Genomic DNA, 17,583 nt, shown 5'->3' on the forward strand with positions numbered 1-17,583 from the left:
ACCACAGGATATCACGGCACCTCACTCCCTATTCAGCTTGTCATCAACCCAGTATCCAAATCGAGCTTTTGATGAGCAATAGTATTGTTCGGCAGCGCCGACTCATCCTGTGCGGCGGCCAGCTCTATGATTCCGGGCTGGAGCGCTCGCACAAAAATCTTGGCGCCAAGTGGTGCAGCAGGAAAATCAATACGCCTAGTCATCAGCTCGGGATCCCCCTCGGCCATCCCGCCCCTAGCCCGCGGGCTCTGGCTATAACAAAGCTTGAACACCTTTTGGGGCATAGCCCCCAATAATGTCCAACCTTCCCGGTCACAGGTAGGGGTAAGCTTGGCATCAAACTGTCCGCGGCGAACCCCACCGACATAATAGCGAAAGGGTGCCTCATCACTGCAGGATGATCGAACTCGGTCTATCAGCTTGACCCCCTCACCGGGGCACAGACGCAGCAAGCCGAGGGCTACCCCGGTTTTGGCCGTGGGTGAGTGGTGATCCTTTTCATTGATAGGCAGTGGTGGGTGGATCTCAAGCGTGGGCGGCATCTCACCAAACACGTCAACCAGCAGCAATTGCAACACATTCACTTCGAGCAGTTTGGCAAGATGACGGGAACGGCTACCATTACCGGCCAGCAATACATGCACTGTCTTACCGGTAAACTGATCGACAACATGCGCCAGCTCTTGCAGAAAGGCTCTTAGGCCTCGAACGATGCGCTCCGCCAGTAACAAGTCCAGCTTCTTTTTATCAAGAATCAACTCACATTGCCGTGGTTGGCCATCCACATCCAGCAACTTAATCTTCAACTGATCTTTGAGCTCGCCATCCCCCCCTTCCATAAAGGGGCGCAGCTCAGCGGCCAGCATCACTGTATTGGTCTGTGCAGCCTGGGTCGGTTGAACAAAAGCTTCATCCCCCGCAAAGCGCTCACCATCCAAGGGGCGGGTGAAGTGGATCTTGTGTGTGCGGCATATATCCAGATTTTGCTGGAAGGTGGTATAGACCAAATGCTCCAGCAGGTTCTCCCCACCGAGGAAGTTGTCGCCAGAAGAGTGGAGCGACTCAAACACCTGCTCATAACCCTCAGCCTCCTCCTCTTCATTGGCCCAGCGCCAAAGACCAAAGTCAAAGTCGGTGGTGCCGCCGCCAAAGTCAAACACCGCATAGGCGATCCCCTCATCGTCGAGCGTCAACTCGAGCTGGGGCAGCGCGGCAGCGGCATAGGCCGCAGGTTCTGAGGCCAGCTCGCGCACCTCAAAGTGCCGCAAGATCTCGGTCTGGTTGACCATCGTGTTCGGCAGACTGCGCTGCAGACCGCGCCGAAAGCTGGCGAGGATCTTGTCTTTGGTGGCACGCTCGTACTTGGCCGGGAAGGTCATATGGTACTTGAGGTAGAGGCCGCGTTCGCGCCAGTTGATGGCCATCCCCAGATACCAGGCATAGAGCTCGACCGGGTCAAAGGGGTATTGTTCATTGACCTGCATCACTTCGCCCGCGACCGGATTACGCTCGGTGAGGGCCGGTAGCACCATTTCCCGCCCCTGATAGTCACTCAGGCGCAACCGCTCCTTCTCCGAACGCATCGCCCATTGTTTGATACGCGGCAAAATACTAGCAATTACCCGCGTGTCGCCGGGGTTGCTTCTAAAGCTCTCCCTCGCCTCGTGGGATGCGCGCAGCCAGCTCCAATCCAGTGCCGGGCGATAGGCCTGCTGTTGCCATATAGCAATAAACTGCTGATAGTCGAGGAGTTCCAGCACGGTCGGATTCTCGTAGTGACTCGCTTCAGGCACCTGATAAAAGTCCCGCACCCCGATCCGCAATAATTGGCGGGCGCCGTGTTCGTCACAATAAGCAACCACAGTGCTGCTGGTGCCAAAGTCGATAGCCACATTGTGCAGCTTGATATCGCGAGCAGGGTCGCGCGCCACCAGCCCTATGGTATCGAGTTCTGACTTGTCCACCCCCCAAAGCTCCCAGAGCCCCTTATTGGGGTCTGACAGGCGCGGTGTTTCCAGCTCAGGCAAACGGCATGGCGTCCAGTCCAGTCGATAGAGTTCGTTAATGGGATGACTGAACTGTTTTTGGATATCCACCCCTTTCAGGCTGAATTCCTCGTCATAAATCGCACGCAGCAGCGCCTCATGGCTCAACGACTGCCAACTCTTATCTGCGGTCGGTGCAAAATAAGTATTGGTATTTGGGGTTTGTAGACAATGTTGCAAACTGACCAAAGCAGCCATCACTTTGGCTGTTGATAGTTGCGGCCACTGGTCACAACAAGAATAGACTCTACCCTCAGCCCAGTTGACATTCCTTTGTGCCCAGTCATCTAGATCAATGTAATATTCAGTAGTAAACCAACCATACAGGCTATGTAAACGATTCCCAGTTCGATGCGGATTGCCAGGCCGTGCCCAGAAGGCTTTAAACTCTTCTGTTGATGGTATCTTCCAGTCGCTTAATCCCAACGCTTTATTTTTTTTTATCTTCTCACTGAGTGTTGAATACTGTGAAGCTTGATCATCATAGTGCCAAAGCAAACGACTTTTCGCTTCAAAGGTCGCCACCAGCTTCCGCTGATGATCGATCACTAATAAAAATGGAGCATTATTGCTCTTGATAAAGGCTTCCAGCTGATGCAGTGGCGGATATTTTAGCCCGGTTTCGGCATCAAATAGGCCGCAAGGCTCTTCACTGTTTAGCGGGCAGATATGCCAGAAGCGATGTCGGCCGAGCGAGTTGGTAAAATCGACAAGCACATCTTGATAGTGCGCAATAAAGTCAGGCTGATGCCTAGACGGGGTAGTCACATCGTTGTTCATAGTGATTGATATCGCATAACGTTAAATGGATGAGTTAAATGCGGGGCCGTTAGCCGGTGACCACCAGCGCTTTTTTTTGCATACGGCCGGCGTGATCACTGATGCCGGGTAACCAGACCCCGCGCAGTGACTCACCAGAAGGGGGCGTGCCCAGCGCGCGCTGCGCTTTATTAAAGTCAAAACCGCTAGCCAAGGCTGGCTGATAGAGCTGATAGGGTTTTTGCCGCCAGTTGTGGTTATGCCATGCTAGGGCACTGCCAAGCAGCGCCAGCTCACCATCGCTGGCAGGGCGCAACTGCTGTTCGCAACGCGCTTTTAGCAGATCCCAGAGCTGCCTGATGGTGTCGAGCTGCGAGAGCACGGCAACACAGCGCACCAGGTCGGCACTCCCATCCGCCCCCATGCCATCGAGCCCCAGGTCAGTGGCCAGGCTGACATCCTGACAGAGCAACGTGACTACGGGAGATTGCCCCGACTGGCGCAGCGCATCCAGCTCGGCATGATGGCGTTGCTGTTGCTGTTGCAATTGCTGCAGTGTCTGCTCTAGTCGCTGGCATTGCTGCTGCGAGTGCGACAGGTGGCTGGTAGCGTCACTGAGTTTGTTTTCGAGCTGGGTTCGCAGGTCACGTTCCTGTTGCAACAGTGCCGCCAACTCATCCCGTTGATCCGGATTAACAGATGTAGCTTCTTGGGCTAGGGATAGGGTTTCATCGCCATAAGCGGTTGATACAGGCTGCCTGACGTCCGTTTGCACAGGATCCCCACTTACGGTCAGCTGGCGGATCAGTTGTTGCAATGGTGCGAAATGCTGTAGCAACAAATGCAAATCACTAAGGCTGAAACCACTAAAAATACCTTTGCATTCAGCTTCCCAATCTTTAGCTAACTCATCCAACCGTTTTTGTTGTTTGCCAGATAAGCCTGGTTTAGCCATAGGATTAGCTTCTTCCATTTAGTACCTCGTTCTCCAGTTCATGCACCAGCACCCGCATCTCTGCACGAGGCCTTAAAAGTTGTCGCTGCGGTAATCCGGCCATAAATTCGACAATCTGTGCTTGCTGTTCATGGGGAAGCGCCCTGAATTTGCGCTGCAATACGAAGAGGCTCTCTTCACTGGGCTCTGGATAAGGGTTGGGTAGCGCATAAGGCTCTATGCGTCCGGTCAACAGGGCCAGATCCCGGCCATTGAGCACACTAAACACACGAGGGAAAAGTGCTGGCAGAAAGGTGATCAAACGCTCGGCATCGACAGTTCGTAATGCAGCTATCTGTCTTCGCAGGATTTCGTTCTCTCGCTCCAGGCTCTGTCGCTCCTGCTGCATTTGCTCACTCAGTGACTCATGCTGATGACGGGTGACCTCTTGCAGGCGCTCACGCTCATTAACGTCATCAGCCGCCAGCAACATGGGCAGCAGTTGCTCAGCAATCCAGTCGCGGGGTGGCAAAGCAGCTTCTGGCTGGCTGATAGCAAAACGTTTGCGCAACTTGTCATATGAGACGACCTGCCAATTACGCCCTTTGAGCTGAGAGACCAACTGAGGCAACGCCGCTTCCAGCATGGGCTGGCTGACTGCATCGTAAATCAACAGCAGGGGGAGTTGGCACCCGATCCGTTCATCCAGATCGGCAAGTGACTGGGGCAAGCTGTTGGCCCGGGCATGGGTTGGCAACCAGTTTTTCTCCCCTTCAATCGGTAGATCGTGCACGGGTTCTTGCGGCACGGCCTGCCAGGCCGCCAAATGGTGCTGCAGCAACAACAACACCAAGGTGCCCGTAGCGGGGCTGTTATTTGACATCATGCTTATCGTTTCCAATGGTCGGCAAAGAGGAGAGCTCAATCTCCTCCTGTTCAATACCAGCTTCGAGATCAAAAGATTTCAAGCGAGCAACGGTCTCGTCGAAGTCACTAAAGAAGGCCTCTTCTTCACTGATAAGAGGGGGATCAGGCCGACGTTGCAAGATAGATATCACCTCGCTAGTTGTTAGGTCGGGCTGACGTAGCAAGTTAGATAAAGCCTCAACGTAAGGTGATACTGGTGACTTGAATCCCATCGTTAACCCCCTATTTTTCGTTTTTTTGTGCCAGTTTAGCCTGAATATCAGCCCAACCATCACAGGCTTGGTCAAGGGCTTGGAACAACGTCTGCTTATCTCCATTACCACCTGCATTCGCCAGTGCGGTTTCGAAGCGATGACCCTCGCCCACGCTGAGACGACGCTCCAGATAGGCATGGATATCCCCACTAAATTTTCCCCCTCTCACCAGATCCCCCACCCGTGCAGCGGTAAAATATTCCGGGTTGGCAAGCGGCAGTAACCAGATGCCATTGAGGGAGCCCGGTTCCAGCTCAAACTTTTTCTCAAGTGCAACAGTGCCAACGCCAATGCCCGCAGACAGCTTTTCTGCACGGCTACGCTTGTCCGCTTTATCCGGATCCAGCTCAAAGCTGCGCAAGGCGGCCACATAGTCATCGAAGTCGTCGAATTTATCGGCCGTGATCCCCTGCTCTGCCGCCTGCAAGGCTCTTTCTCCTTGCTCCTCGATGTCTTCATCAGGTTTGAGGATACCCAGCCCCTTCAGCAAAGCATTGGCAAACTGACCAAGAGCCTCACCCAATTTCGGTAAAGCGCTGCTGATAGCCCCGATCACGGCGCTGATCCCGTTGGCAAACGAGGAGAGCGCGCTACCCAGACTGCTGAGCCCTGAGGCAAATGAACTCACTACGCTACTTACAAAACTCCAAACCATACGATTTTCCTTTTAAGACTGATTACTGATAAAAACGAAGCACATCAAGCATCTTGCTCAAGTCACGCGAAGAGGTTTTATTCAGCTGGGTCACAAACTCATTCGCATTGCTTTTGGCAAGCAGTTCAAATAACTCATCGAGTGCAGCGCACCAGAATGGCATTTCATCCCGTGGAAAAGGCCAGGGCATCTCAATTTTGGCGTTGGTGCGGACAAGGGGATTGGCATCTTGCATCACCGCCAGCATCATGGCGGTTAAGGGTTGACCAGGTTTGACGCACTGCCCCCACTTATCCCACTGTTCGTCAGTGACAGGGCGGTTGATGGCCAGAGGTTGCCAATATTCGAGCCAATGCTTGAACGCCCTAACCTTATATTGCTGCTGGAGAGGCATCTGTTTCCCGGCTGTCATCACCTTCGGATTCACAGAGAGCAGCAGTTGGAACGCCTTGCGCGTTGATCGCGCAAAGTCGGCAAAAAGTACCTTGTCTTCCTCACGATTCAACCAACCCAGGTGGGTCAAGCTTGGGTAATACCTGGCCCGCTCACGCCACAGCAGATCAATCGCAAGTACTTCCACATCCTCATCAGACAGTAGCTGTCCATCAGTCTGAGCCAAGTCGGCACGGATCATCGCGTGGGTCGGGCCATGCCAACCACCACAGAAAATGACGGCTTCGCCGGTGGCAAGATTGGGCAGATAGTCACGTTGATCATCATCCATCATCATCGCCTCACCCATGGCGCGGCGGTCATCTTCGGCAAAGAGACGATGGACGATCTTGGTGTGGGTATTCTTGATAACATCGGGCACCAGCTTGGCCGGGATCTGATCTGCGATGATCAATCCTTCACCGTATTTGCGTACCTCTGCCAGCAGATCAGAGAATGCATCGACCGCCATGGCGCGAGCCTTGTCGCCAGGTTCGGGACGAGAGAGCAACCGGTGAGCCTCTTCGACCAGAGTCAAATGGCGAAAGGCACTCTCTTTGCCATGACGATAGCGAATGGCCTCACTGATAGAGCCAAGCAACAGCGCCATCATCAAGGCCTTGCCTTCACCATCTTTGATCTCCTCCAGCTCGACCACCACGTTACGCGTCAGCAGATCCTCGAAATCTAGCGATTGTGGTACATCGAGAATATCGCCCAACACGCCATGGGTCAGACTGGTCAGCCGCGATACCAGCGAACCGCGATACTTCTCTTCAAACTCTTTGCCCATTCCCTGTTCCGGGATCAGCGTATCGAGTTGACGGATCATGTCACTCATGGTCGGCCAGGCACGCAGGGCGGGATCAAACGGATTGTCTCCCAACAGACAGCTGTTATCGGACAGATCCCACCCTTTCTCTTCATAGGCGCGCAAAATGGCTTGCTCGACCAGATAGGGCATGGAAGCCTCCATCGGGAACACTGCGGCAAAAACATTGCGCAAAAAAGAGGCGTGACTTTTGATTTTCTGTTTCGGATGAACCAGTGCAAAGGGATTGAGCCGCAGGCAACGGTGTTCATCACCATTCGGACGGTAGTAATCAACCTTGCGAGGCATGTATTGATGCAGCGCTCGGTACTCTGTCTTGGCAGGCTCGATTACCAAGAAAGGCAATGCCGACTCAATCAACAAGTTTAAACAGGTTGTGGTTTTACCGGCCCCCGTCACACCGGTGACAAAGATATGCTTGTTGAAATCGGCCTTGTTAAGGCTTACACGGTTGGTGCGTTGTCTGCGCCCCCGGTCGATCACTTCACCCAGGTCGAGGGCATCACTGGTATTGATACGAGGTAGATCAACGATGAATTCCACCGTTTTGCGCCGCCGCAGACCCGGTAATTCATGACGTGGCAAACCGGCAATCAGCGCCAACTCATCTGTGGTCAGCAGGTTGCCAAATGGTGTTGATTTACTTCCATTCACGCTGTGAAACAGCGCCGCTTTAGGATCGATATCCTCTGCCAAGTGCGGTAATTGCAGCATCTGTGCTGCACTGGCCGACTTTAGATCAAGCACCTCTAGCGGACTGACTGTGATTTTCCCCCCTTGATATGTCGCACACAGCGTGTTTTTTAGGCGACGATAGGTTGAGGCGGTATCCGCCGTCACATAGATAGCTGAACTAAACAACCCTTTGGTCACCCCTTTTTGCAAGCGGGGGATCAAGGACTTTTCGATATGGTCCAACAGATGCTGAGCGCGTTTGTCGGTGACCTCTTTCGTCACCCCCAGATTGTTGCCTGAGGTGTAATTCAGGCTGTGCGAGTCATTTTGCGTGGAGGAAGAGCTAGTGCCGACTGTCTTGGTTACGCTGGTATTGCTACCCCAATTTTTGCCTTCTGCTTTGCTACTATTGGTACCTGAAGAGCTGGAAGATGAGTTTGTACCAATATTTTTACCGTAAGTTCTCGTATCAGATGCTCCTTCACTTTTACCTTGGGTATCGGTGCGCCCCGTATTGGTGCCCTCCGTCGTTCCAACGCTAGTACTCACCCCTTTCTGCTCGCTATTATTGCTACCTGCCTGCACACTGGTTTTGACCAACAGAGAAAGTTCGCTGGCAAGATCATAAGCACCGTCCAGATAGGTACGAGCCATATCGCGGGTCAGCGGCTGAGTGACGACCGCCATCTGCCAACGAGCCGAATTCTGTGTATCAGATTTGCTACCAACCAGAAGAGTACGCACCAGTCGTTCGATCCCTTGAAAATCCTCTTCTTGCTGACCTTGTTCTTCAGAATGTCCTGTTGGTATACCAAGCACTACCCCTTGGTAACGACTCTGTTGTAGACGTTCAATAAGGCAATCATGGTTAGTCAGGCTGGATAGATTGATGCCAGGCAATTGACCCTCCAGCGCACCTCTGAAGTTTTTCAATGCCTCATGACCATCAGCATTTTGCTGTAACTGACTGACACCAAAATAGAGTGATACTCCGTCCAAGCTGCAATCCAGCAGATAAACAAACTGAATTCCCTGCTCATACTCAAGAGTCGCATAAACATTTGCCAATGCACTGCGATAGGCGCTGGTCTTCTCGTCGTTGATCTCTTCGACCCTCATCAAGCGCAGATTAGGTAGCAATAATGGGATTTGTGCCAAAGCTGGTGCGGATAGCGACTTGATGTCCTGCAATAAGTAGCTTCCTGAGCCAAGAATAACATCCGTCATTTTCATCATGGTCTCTTGAGACATGCGATTACCTTTTTTGAAACCTCAGACAGAGAAATCTGCAAAATAGCCTCATCATGAATGAGCTACTCACGAACAACTGCGTGTCGCTATCACTTTTCGATAACCCAAAAAGCGTCTAGTGGAACCATCATACAGAGGATGCCTGCCCCTTTTAAGGGTGTATAAATTCACATGTCACATTTTCAGGCAGAAGTTGGCCAAACGTACCACTACGATATCTGGGTGAGTAATACGCCAGCAAATCTGAGCCTGTGCCACGCCACTCAATGGGGGTCAAATCCAAAAACCATCACCTGCAGGTGATGGTTTCCTAGGCTCGTAGGATAGGCAAATTTGGATGGGAAACTTTTTTCCAATCGAGGAACTGATACAACAGAGGGCGCCAACTTTCGCAAGAGGCAGTTACCTTTTGAGAAAGGTAAGAGTTAAAATTTCCTTCACTGCCAATGGGCCATTCCAGCCCAGATAACACTATGTTACTGCAGAAGTTCTGATGTTAGGCATACGCTTAGGCATATTGAAATTTTCTGAATTGGTAGTTTTTATTTAAAATCAAATAACTAACCGTCAGATTCAACATCCCCCAGCCCAAACGTTTGGAAAGGGCCGCTTCGCAAGAAGTGGCCCTTTTTCTATGGCGCCATGCCTATGATGCTGAGGCTATGGGTGCGCTGACCCCACAAAAAAAGAGGGAGGCCAGGCCTCCCTCTCTTGCATCTGCTATTCACGGCTTCACGCGCCGGCTCACGCCTGCTTGCTCGCTCTGGGCAGGGTCTCGCCCTCTTCATCCTTTTTCTGCTTGGTGAAATAGCGCATCACCAGCACGAAGAACAGCGGGACGAAGAAGATGGCGAGCACGGTGGCACTGATCATGCCGCCCATGACGCCGGTGCCGATGGCGTTGCGGCTGCTCGCCCCCGCCCCGCTGCTAATGACCAGCGGCAGTACCCCGAGGATGAAGGCCAGGGAGGTCATCAAGATGGGCCGCAAGCGCAGGCGCGCCGCCTCGACCACGGCTTCACCCAGCCCCATCCCCTTGTCATACAGCTCCTTGGCGAACTCGACGATGAGGATGGCGTTCTTGGCCGACAGCCCGATCGTAGTGAGCAGGCCCACCTGGAAGTAGACGTCGTTTTCCAGACCCCGCAGGGTGGCGGCCAGAATGGCCCCCAGCACCCCGAGCGGCACCACCAGCATGACGGAGAACGGAATGCTCCAGCTCTCGTACAAGGCCGCCAGACACAGGAACACTACCAGCAGCGAGATGGCATAGAGTGCCGGCGCCTGGGAGCCAGCCTGGCGCTCCTGGAAGGAGAGTCCGGTCCACTCGATGCCGATCCCCTCCGGCAGCTGGGCCACCATGGCCTCGATGGCCGCCATGGCGTCACCGGTACTCTTGCCGGGGGCCGCCTCACCGACGATCTCCATGGCGGGGACGCCGTTGTAACGCTCCAGACGGGGTGAACCATAGCTCCACCGGGTGGTGGCGAAGGCCGAGAAGGGCACCATCTTGCCCTCGCCGTTGCGCACGTACCACAGCTTGAGATCTTCGGGGTTCATCCGAAACGGCGCATCCGCCTGCATGTAGACCTTCTTGACCCGGTTGCGATCCATGAAGTCGTTCACATAGGACGAGCCCCAGGCCGCCGACAGGGTGTTGTTGATGTCGCTGATGGAGAGCCCCTGGGCCAGCGCCTTCTCGTAGTCGATCTGGATGTCGAGCTGGGGGGTATCTTCCATCCCGTTCGGGCGCACCCGCACCAGATTGGGATCCTGCGCCGCCATGCCGAGCAACTGGTTGCGGGCTTCCATCAGCTTCTCGTGCCCCAGACCACCGCGGTCTTGCAGGAAGAAGTCAAAGCCGGTGGCCGTGCCCAGCTCAGGGATGGGAGGCAGGTTGAAGGCGAAGACCTGGGCCTCCTTGATGCTGAACAGGTAGCCCATGGCGCGGCCTATGATGGCATTGGCGCTGCGCGCCTCCCCCTGACGCTCGTCCCAGTCTTTCAACTTGATGAAGGCCATGCCGCTGTTCTGGCCGCTGCCGGCGAAGCTGAATCCCGCCACCGTCAGCACGGACTCCACGTTCTCCTTCTCGGTCTCGAGGAAGTAGTCGCGCATCTCGGCCAGCACCGCCTCGGTGCGCTGTTTGGTCGCACCGACCGGCAGCTGCACCATGGACATGATCACACCCTGATCCTCTTCCGGCAGGAAGGAGGTGGGCAGGCGCAGGAACAGGACGGCGAGCACCGCCAGCATCCCCAGATAGATGATGCCGTAGCGAACTCCCTGCTTGATCACCTTGCCCACGCCGCGGCGATAACGCTCGGCACTGGCGTCGAACATGCGGTTGAACCAGCCGAACAGGCCACGATGGCTGGCGTGTTCGCCGTGCTTCATCGGCTTGAGCAGGGTGGCGCACAGGGCCGGGGTCAGGATCAGGGCCACCAGCACAGAGAGCACCATGGCCGAGACGATGGTCAGGGAGAACTGGCGATAGATGGCGCCGGTAGAGCCGCCGAAGAAGGCCATGGGCACGAACACGGCGGAGAGCACCAGGGCGATGCCCACCAGGGCCCCGGTGATCTGATCCATGGACTTGCGGGTCGCCTCCAGGGGGGAGAGCCCCTCCTCGCTCATCAGGCGCTCCACGTTCTCCACCACCACGATGGCGTCATCCACCAAGAGGCCGATGGCCAGCACCATGCCGAACATGGTGAGGGTGTTGATGGAGAAGCCGAACGCCGCCATGATGCCGAAGGTACCGAGCAGCACCACGGGCACGGCGATGGTCGGGATCAGGGTCGCGCGGAAGTTCTGCAAGAACAGATACATGACGCAGAACACCAGGAAGATCGCCTCGACCAGGGTCTGCACCACCTCCTCGATGGAGATCTGCACGAACGGCGTGGTGTCGTAGGGATAGACCACCTTCATGTTGCTCGGGAAGTAGCGGGAGAGCTCCTCTATCTTGCCCTTCACCTCTGCGGCGGTATCCAGGGCGTTGGCGCCGGTCGCCAGCTTGATGGCGACCGCCGAGGTGGGCTGACCGTTGTAGAGCGCGTCGGCGTCATAGTTTTCGCCCCCCAGCTCGACCCGGGCCACGTCCTTGAGCAGCACCTTGGAGCCGTCCTGGTTGACCCGCAGCAGTATGTCGTTGAACTGCTCCACGGTGGAGAGCCGGGTCTGGCCCATGATGGTGGCGGTAAATTGCTGATCGCTCACCGAAGGGGTGCCCCCCAGCTTGCCGAAGGCCACCTGGGCGTTCTGGCTCTGGATCGCCGCCTTCACGTCGGTCGGGGTCAATTGCACCCGGTTGAGGCGATGGGGGTCCAGCCAGACCCGCATGGAGTACTGGCTGCCGAACAGGGTGATGTCCCCTACCCCGTCCAGGCGGCTCAGAGGCTCCTTGATGTTGGAGACCACATAGTCGGAGAGGTCATCGTTGCTCATCTTGCCGTCGGTGGAGATGAAGCCCGCCACCATCAGGAAGCTGCTGGAGGTCTTCTGCACCCGTATGCCTTGCTGTTGCACCTCTTGCGGCAGCAGCGAGGTGGCCTGTTGCAGCTTGTTTTGCACCTGCACCTGGGCGATGTCCGGATCCGTGCCCGGCTTGAAGGTCAGGGTGACCGACACATTGCCGGCAGAGTCGGACTGGGACGACATGTAGAGCAGGTGATCCAGCCCCGTCATGTTCTGCTCGATGATCTGGGTGACCGAGTCTTCCACCGTCTTGGCGGAGGCGCCGGGGTAACTGGCAGAGATACCCACCGCAGGCGGCGCTATGGTGGGGTACTGGGAGACCGGCAGCGTCAGGATTGCCAGGCCCCCCGCCAGCATGATCACCAAGGCGATCACCCAGGCAAATATGGGTCTATCTATGAAAAATCGTGCCATGAGGCGACTACTCCATCCTACTTGTTGGCCGGGGCGACTTGCGCCTGCACCGGTTGCTCGCTGGGGGCGACATCGGCGCCGGGTCTGACCTTCTGCAAGCCGGCGACGATCACCCGTTCACCCGCCTTGAGACCGGACTCCACCACCCAGTTGCTGCCGATGATGCGGCTGATCTGGATGTCCCGCAGTTCCACCTTGTTATCCGCCGTCACCACCATCACATTGGCACCGCCATTGGGGGTGCGGGTCACCGCAGTCTGCGGCACCAGCAGGCCCTGGCTGCGCTCCCCCTCTTTGAGGGTGGCACGCATGAACATGCCGGGCAGCAACAGCTGATCCGGGTTCGGCACTATCACCCTCAGGGCCACCATGCCGGTGGTCTCGTCCACGCTGACGTCGGAGAACTGCAGCTCGCCGGATTCGCCATAGCGGCTGCCATCCTCGAGCTGGAAGCTCACCCTGGCGTCATCGGACTGGCCGGCGCTCAGCTTGCCCGCCGCCACCTGGCGCTTGAGGCGCAGCAGATCGGCGGTGGATTGGCGCACATCCACATACATGGGGTCGAGCTGCTGTATGGTGGTCAGGGCGCTGGCCTGCTGGGCCGTCACCAGGGCCCCCTCGGTCACCGCTGAGGTGCCGATACGGCCGCTGATGGGCGCCGTGATCCGGGTATAACCCAGGTTGATCTCTGCGGTGCGCTGGGCGGCCTTGGCGGCCATCACCTCTGCCTGGGTCTGCTTCCAGCTGGCCAGGGCATCGTCATAGTCCTGACGGCTGATGGACTTGACCTTGAGCAGGGATTCGTAGCGCTTGGCCTTGAGCTGGGCGGTGCGTTCATTGGCCTGAGCCTTGGCGACATTGGCGCGGGCGGAGGCCAGCTCGGCCTCATACAGGGAGGGATCTATCTGGTAGAGCAGATCGCCGGCCTTGACGTCGGATCCCTCGGTGAAAAGACGCTTGAGCACTATGCCGTTCACCTGGGGCCTCACCTCGGCCACCCGCAGCGGTGCGGTGCGACCGGTCAGCTCTGTGGTGAGTTGCAACGGGCCCGTGTGCAGGGTAACCACCTCGACCGAGGTCGGAGGCATCTGCCCCGGCGCCTCGGCAACCCCCTTCTCACCACAGCCCGCCAGCATGGCGGCGGCCAATAAGGCTAGCCCGACTGAACGGGCGATTTTATTTTTATGCATGGAGCACCTGATCCTCTGTCTGCTTGCGAATAACCAGGGGGCAACGCGGGGTCCCCTTGGTAAAATGGGCTAAGTTGGGGCAATATACATACATTCACGAATGTATGTATATTGGTTTTTGTTATTAACATCACTCTTTTGGAACTGAGCGAAACGAGATGGTCAGACGCACCAAAGAAGAAGCCCAGCAGACCCGCTGCCACATCATGAACACGGCACTGGATCTGTTCTGCCGCCAGGGGCTGGCCAAGACCAGCCTCACCGACATCGCCCGGGTGGCGGACTTGACCCGGGGTGCCATCTATTGGCACTTCAAGAACAAGGAGGAGCTGTTTATCGCCCTGTGGGAAGAGCTGTGCGCCCCCCTCTCCCACCAGCTCGATGCCAGCCTGGATCCCCAGGAGCCCGACCCCCTGGGACGATTGCGTACCTTCCTGCACAGCGCCCTGATCAAGATCACCCGGGATCCCGGCCATCGCCAGATGTTTGCCATCATGTTCAGCCTGGAGACCATAGAGGGAGAGGCCCTCTTCCTGCGCGAGCACACCCGCCAGCAGTCCCAGGGGTTCACCCAGGATCTGGAGCGCTCCCTCGCCAACGCCGTGCGCCGCGGCCAGCTCCCGGCCAGCCTGGATCTGGCACGGGCCGCCACCCTGCTCCACTGCACTCTGGATGGCTATATCCTCAACTGGCTGCATTTTCCCGAACGCATCGACCTGGCCGGTGAGGCCGATTATCTGCTCGACTGTCTGTTCATCCAGCTGCGCCACATGCCCCCCACCCGCCCGCGTGACGCCGGGTGACAACCCCCTCTGGCATGGCCGCCCCCGGCCTTGCTAACATGCGTCCCCGCCTCCAGCCCAGGATCCCACAGATGCCCATGCCAGACGTCGCCGACCTCCACGCCCTCAGCACCGCGCGCGCCCCCCTCTATCGCGCCTTCCTGGCCGAGCTCCCGCCCGGGGCCCATCTGCTGGATGCGGGCTGCGGCGAGGGGCAGGATGCCCGCCATTTTCAGCAGGAGGGCCATGTGGTCAGCGCCATCGAGCGGGATCTGGCCGCTGCCCGGCGCGCCTCCCGCCATGGCGGGCTGCCGGTGCGGGTCGGCGACATCCTGACCCTGACCACGGTCGTGCCCTTCGACGGCATCTGGGCCTGCGACCTGCTGCCAGGCGGTGAGCACGAGCCGGCGCTGCTGGCGCAACTGGGCGCCCTGCTCAAGGTGGGCGGCCTGCTCTACTGCAACCTCCCGGCGCCCCTCGGCCCGGATGAGAACCTGCCCCGGTTTGCCGCCCATGGCCTTTACCAGACGCGCCGCTGGCTGGCGCCCCTGCCCCGTCTGACCTCTCCCGCCCCCGGCTCGCCGCAGGCACCCTGGCTGCATCTGCTGCTGCGAAAAACCGCCCTCTGATCGTTCGAGTCGACGCGCCACTCCCTTGCCCACCCTGCTGATGGCGGCGCGCCAGGGCCTGCCCTGCCGGAGGGCGGGCGGCGCCACACAATATTTAACACTGAGATAACAAGGCGTAGACAGACATAACGCTGAATATGTGTTAAAAAGCCGCACTAAATTCAGAATAAGATAACAAATCAGACACTCACACCGGATCTGCCCCATGAAACTCGTGCTCAAACTCCTCGCCGGCATCCTCGCCGGCCTGCTGCTCGGCCTCTATGCCCCGGAATGGGTCGCCCGCCTGCTGTTCACCGCCAAGACGGTGATCGGTCAGCTGATTGGCTTCACCATCCCCCTCATCATCCTGTTCTTCATCACCAGCGGCATCGCCAGCCTGCCGAAGAACTCCGGCAAGCTGCTGGGCAAGACGGTGGCCCTGGCCTATGGCTCCACCATTCTGGCGGGCACCTTCGCCTTCACCCTGGCCCGCCAGCTGATCCCGACCCTGACCGAGGCCGCCAGCGCCAGCGCGGATCCCGCCAGCAAGCTGGTCTCCTACATCGGCATGGAGATACCGCCGCTGTTCGGGGTCATGTCGGCCCTGGCCGCCGCCTTCATCTTCGGCATCGGCATCAGCGCCAACGAGGCCACTGACCTGCGCCGCATCGCCGATCAGGGTCGCGACATCATCGACCGTCTGCTGGCCCGGGTGATCATTCCCCTGCTGCCCATCTACATCGCCGGTGTCTTCATCGAGATGACGGTGGAGGGCACCGTCTTCGCCACCCTCAAGACCTTCGGGGTGGTGCTGGTGATGGCCATCGTCATGCACTGGATCTGGCTGTGCCTGCTCTTCCTCGGCACAGGGCTGGCGCTCGGCCGCTCGCCGCTCCTGCTGCTGAAGAACATGCTGCCCGCCTATTTTACCGCCCTGGGCACCATGTCCAGCGCCGCCACCATACCGGTCGCCCTGCGCGCCAGCCGCCAGAACGGGGTGAGCGAGGGGATCGCCAACTTCACCGTGCCCCTGTGTGCCACCATCCATCTGTGCGGCTCCACCATCACGCTAGTGACCTGCACCACCGCCGTCATGTATCTCTCCGAGCACCTGGCCATCCCGGGCTACGGCACCATGCTGCCCTTCATCATGATGCTCGGCGTCATCATGATAGCGGCGCCCGGCGCCCCGGGGGGCGGCGTCATGTCGGCCCTCGGCCTGCTCACCTCCATGCTGGGGTTCGGCGAAGCCTCCATCGCCCTGATGATCGCCCTCTACCTGGCCCAGGACAGCTTTGGCACCGCCTGCAACGTCACCGGGGACGGCGTCATCGCCCTGTGGGCCGATCGCTTCGCCCAGGGGGAGCAAACCCAGCTCGTCTCCGAGCGTAAAACGGCCTGATCGCCGACCTCGAAAAACAAAACGGGAGCCAGTGGCTCCCGTTTTTCATGGCTGACATCCGACCTCAAGTGCGGCGACGGATCACACCTTCTTGGGCCGTGCTCGCCACCAGCACGCCGTCACGGGTGAAGAACTGACCGCGTACCAGGCCGCGCCCTGCGCTGGCGCTCGGGCTGTCCACCACGTAGAGCAGCCAGTCATCGAGCCGGAACTCCCGGTGGAACCACATGGAGTGGTCTATGGTGGCCACCTGCATGTCCGGCTCCCAGTACGACACCCCGTGGGGCTGCAGGGCGGTAAACAGGAAGTGGAAATCCGAGGCGTAGGCCAGCAGGTACTTGTGGACCCGCTGATCGTCGGGCATCTGGCCGTTGGCCTTGAACCAGACGTGGCGCAGGGGCTGGTGCACATCGGGACGTATGGGGTCGACCAGGGTCACCGGGCGGATCTCGATGGGCTTCTCGCACAGGATCTTGTCCCGCAAAGCCGGCGGGATCTGCTGCTCGTAGGGACGCACCAGCTCCAGCTCGCTCTTGAGCTGCTCGGGGGGCAGGATCCCCGCCGGCATGGCAATCTGGTGCTCGAAACCCTCGGCCTCCACCTGGAAGGAGGCATTGAGGTAGAAGATGGGCTTGCCGCCCTGGATGGCCTTGACCCGGCGGGTGGAGACGGTCTGGCCGTCGCGGATGTTCTCCACGTCATAGATGATGGGGCGATTGGCATCGCCGGGACGCAGGAAATAGGAGTGGAAACTGTGCACCTGGCGATCGCTGGCCACCGTCTGCTTGGCGGCCGACAGGGCCTGCCCCATCACCTGCCCGCCAAACACGGCCCGCAGGCCGAGATCCTGGCTCTGGCCCCGAAACAGGCCCTCCTCGATTTTTTCGAGCGCCAGCAGTGCCAGCAGCTCATCCAGTACCTTGCTCATTGGTTTCTCCTG

General features: G+C 57.9%; 12 protein-coding genes. 3 read left to right on the forward strand and 9 right to left on the reverse strand.

Translation table 11 applies throughout. The features are described from left to right. Positions 1-32 precede the first annotated feature (32 nt). The 8 genes from ACEUCR_RS04480 to ACEUCR_RS04515 all read right to left on the reverse strand — a co-directional run bounded on the left by ACEUCR_RS04480 (position 33) and on the right by ACEUCR_RS04515 (position 13,848). The gene (locus tag ACEUCR_RS04480; RefSeq protein WP_408788316.1) at positions 33-2,825 is read right to left on the reverse strand and encodes a hypothetical protein; all 2,793 of its coding nucleotides are present in this window, start codon (positions 2,823-2,825) and stop codon (positions 33-35) included. Positions 2,826-2,874: 49 nt separating this feature from the next. Then, complete coding sequence (locus ACEUCR_RS04485; protein ID WP_408788319.1) at positions 2,875-3,777, reverse strand: hypothetical protein; 903 nt, start codon at positions 3,775-3,777, stop codon at positions 2,875-2,877. After that, a complete protein-coding gene (locus ACEUCR_RS04490; RefSeq protein ID WP_408788322.1) occupies positions 3,764-4,624 on the reverse strand; it encodes a hypothetical protein in 861 nt (286 codons plus the stop codon). The genes ACEUCR_RS04485 and ACEUCR_RS04490 overlap by 14 nt, the downstream gene beginning before the upstream one ends. Then, positions 4,611-4,877 (reverse strand): hypothetical protein, encoded by a 267-nt coding sequence (locus tag ACEUCR_RS04495; RefSeq protein ID WP_130632501.1) that lies wholly within the window; start codon positions 4,875-4,877, stop codon positions 4,611-4,613. Before ACEUCR_RS04495 ends, ACEUCR_RS04490 begins: the two co-directional genes overlap by 14 nt. Before the next feature lie 10 nt (positions 4,878-4,887). Further along, the gene (locus ACEUCR_RS04500) at positions 4,888-5,574 is read right to left on the reverse strand and encodes a hypothetical protein (RefSeq protein ID WP_408788325.1); all 687 of its coding nucleotides are present in this window, start codon (positions 5,572-5,574) and stop codon (positions 4,888-4,890) included. A 22-nt stretch (positions 5,575-5,596) separates the two neighbouring features. Next, positions 5,597-8,764 (reverse strand): hypothetical protein, encoded by a 3,168-nt coding sequence (locus ACEUCR_RS04505; RefSeq protein ID WP_408788327.1) that lies wholly within the window; start codon positions 8,762-8,764, stop codon positions 5,597-5,599. Between the two features lie 744 nt (positions 8,765-9,508). Continuing rightward, the gene (locus ACEUCR_RS04510) at positions 9,509-12,658 is read right to left on the reverse strand and encodes an efflux RND transporter permease subunit (RefSeq protein WP_408758652.1); all 3,150 of its coding nucleotides are present in this window, start codon (positions 12,656-12,658) and stop codon (positions 9,509-9,511) included. A gap of 17 nt (positions 12,659-12,675) precedes the next feature. After that, a complete protein-coding gene (locus ACEUCR_RS04515; RefSeq protein WP_392442969.1) occupies positions 12,676-13,848 on the reverse strand; it encodes an efflux RND transporter periplasmic adaptor subunit in 1,173 nt (390 codons plus the stop codon). Between the two features lie 158 nt (positions 13,849-14,006). On the opposite strand from ACEUCR_RS04515, the gene ACEUCR_RS04520 reads away from it, so the two are divergent. The 3 genes from ACEUCR_RS04520 to ACEUCR_RS04530 all read left to right on the forward strand — a co-directional run bounded on the left by ACEUCR_RS04520 (position 14,007) and on the right by ACEUCR_RS04530 (position 16,643). Then, entirely contained in the window at positions 14,007-14,651 is a 645-nt protein-coding gene (locus ACEUCR_RS04520; protein WP_111873682.1) for a TetR family transcriptional regulator, read from the forward strand. Between the two features lie 71 nt (positions 14,652-14,722). After that, positions 14,723-15,259, forward strand: a complete 537-nt coding sequence (locus ACEUCR_RS04525; protein ID WP_408788330.1) for a class I SAM-dependent methyltransferase — start codon at positions 14,723-14,725, stop codon at positions 15,257-15,259. Positions 15,260-15,464: 205 nt separating this feature from the next. Then, the gene (locus ACEUCR_RS04530; RefSeq protein WP_408788333.1) at positions 15,465-16,643 is read left to right on the forward strand and encodes a dicarboxylate/amino acid:cation symporter; all 1,179 of its coding nucleotides are present in this window, start codon (positions 15,465-15,467) and stop codon (positions 16,641-16,643) included. Between the two features lie 64 nt (positions 16,644-16,707). On the opposite strand, the gene tesB is transcribed toward ACEUCR_RS04530, so the two are convergent. Continuing rightward, complete coding sequence (tesB, locus tag ACEUCR_RS04535) at positions 16,708-17,571, reverse strand: acyl-CoA thioesterase II (protein WP_408788336.1); 864 nt, start codon at positions 17,569-17,571, stop codon at positions 16,708-16,710. Between the last annotated feature and the right edge of the window lie 12 nt (positions 17,572-17,583).

This window comes from Aeromonas bivalvium, assembly GCF_046078285.1.
Taxonomy (GTDB): Bacteria; Pseudomonadota; Gammaproteobacteria; order Enterobacterales; family Aeromonadaceae; genus Aeromonas; species Aeromonas bivalvium.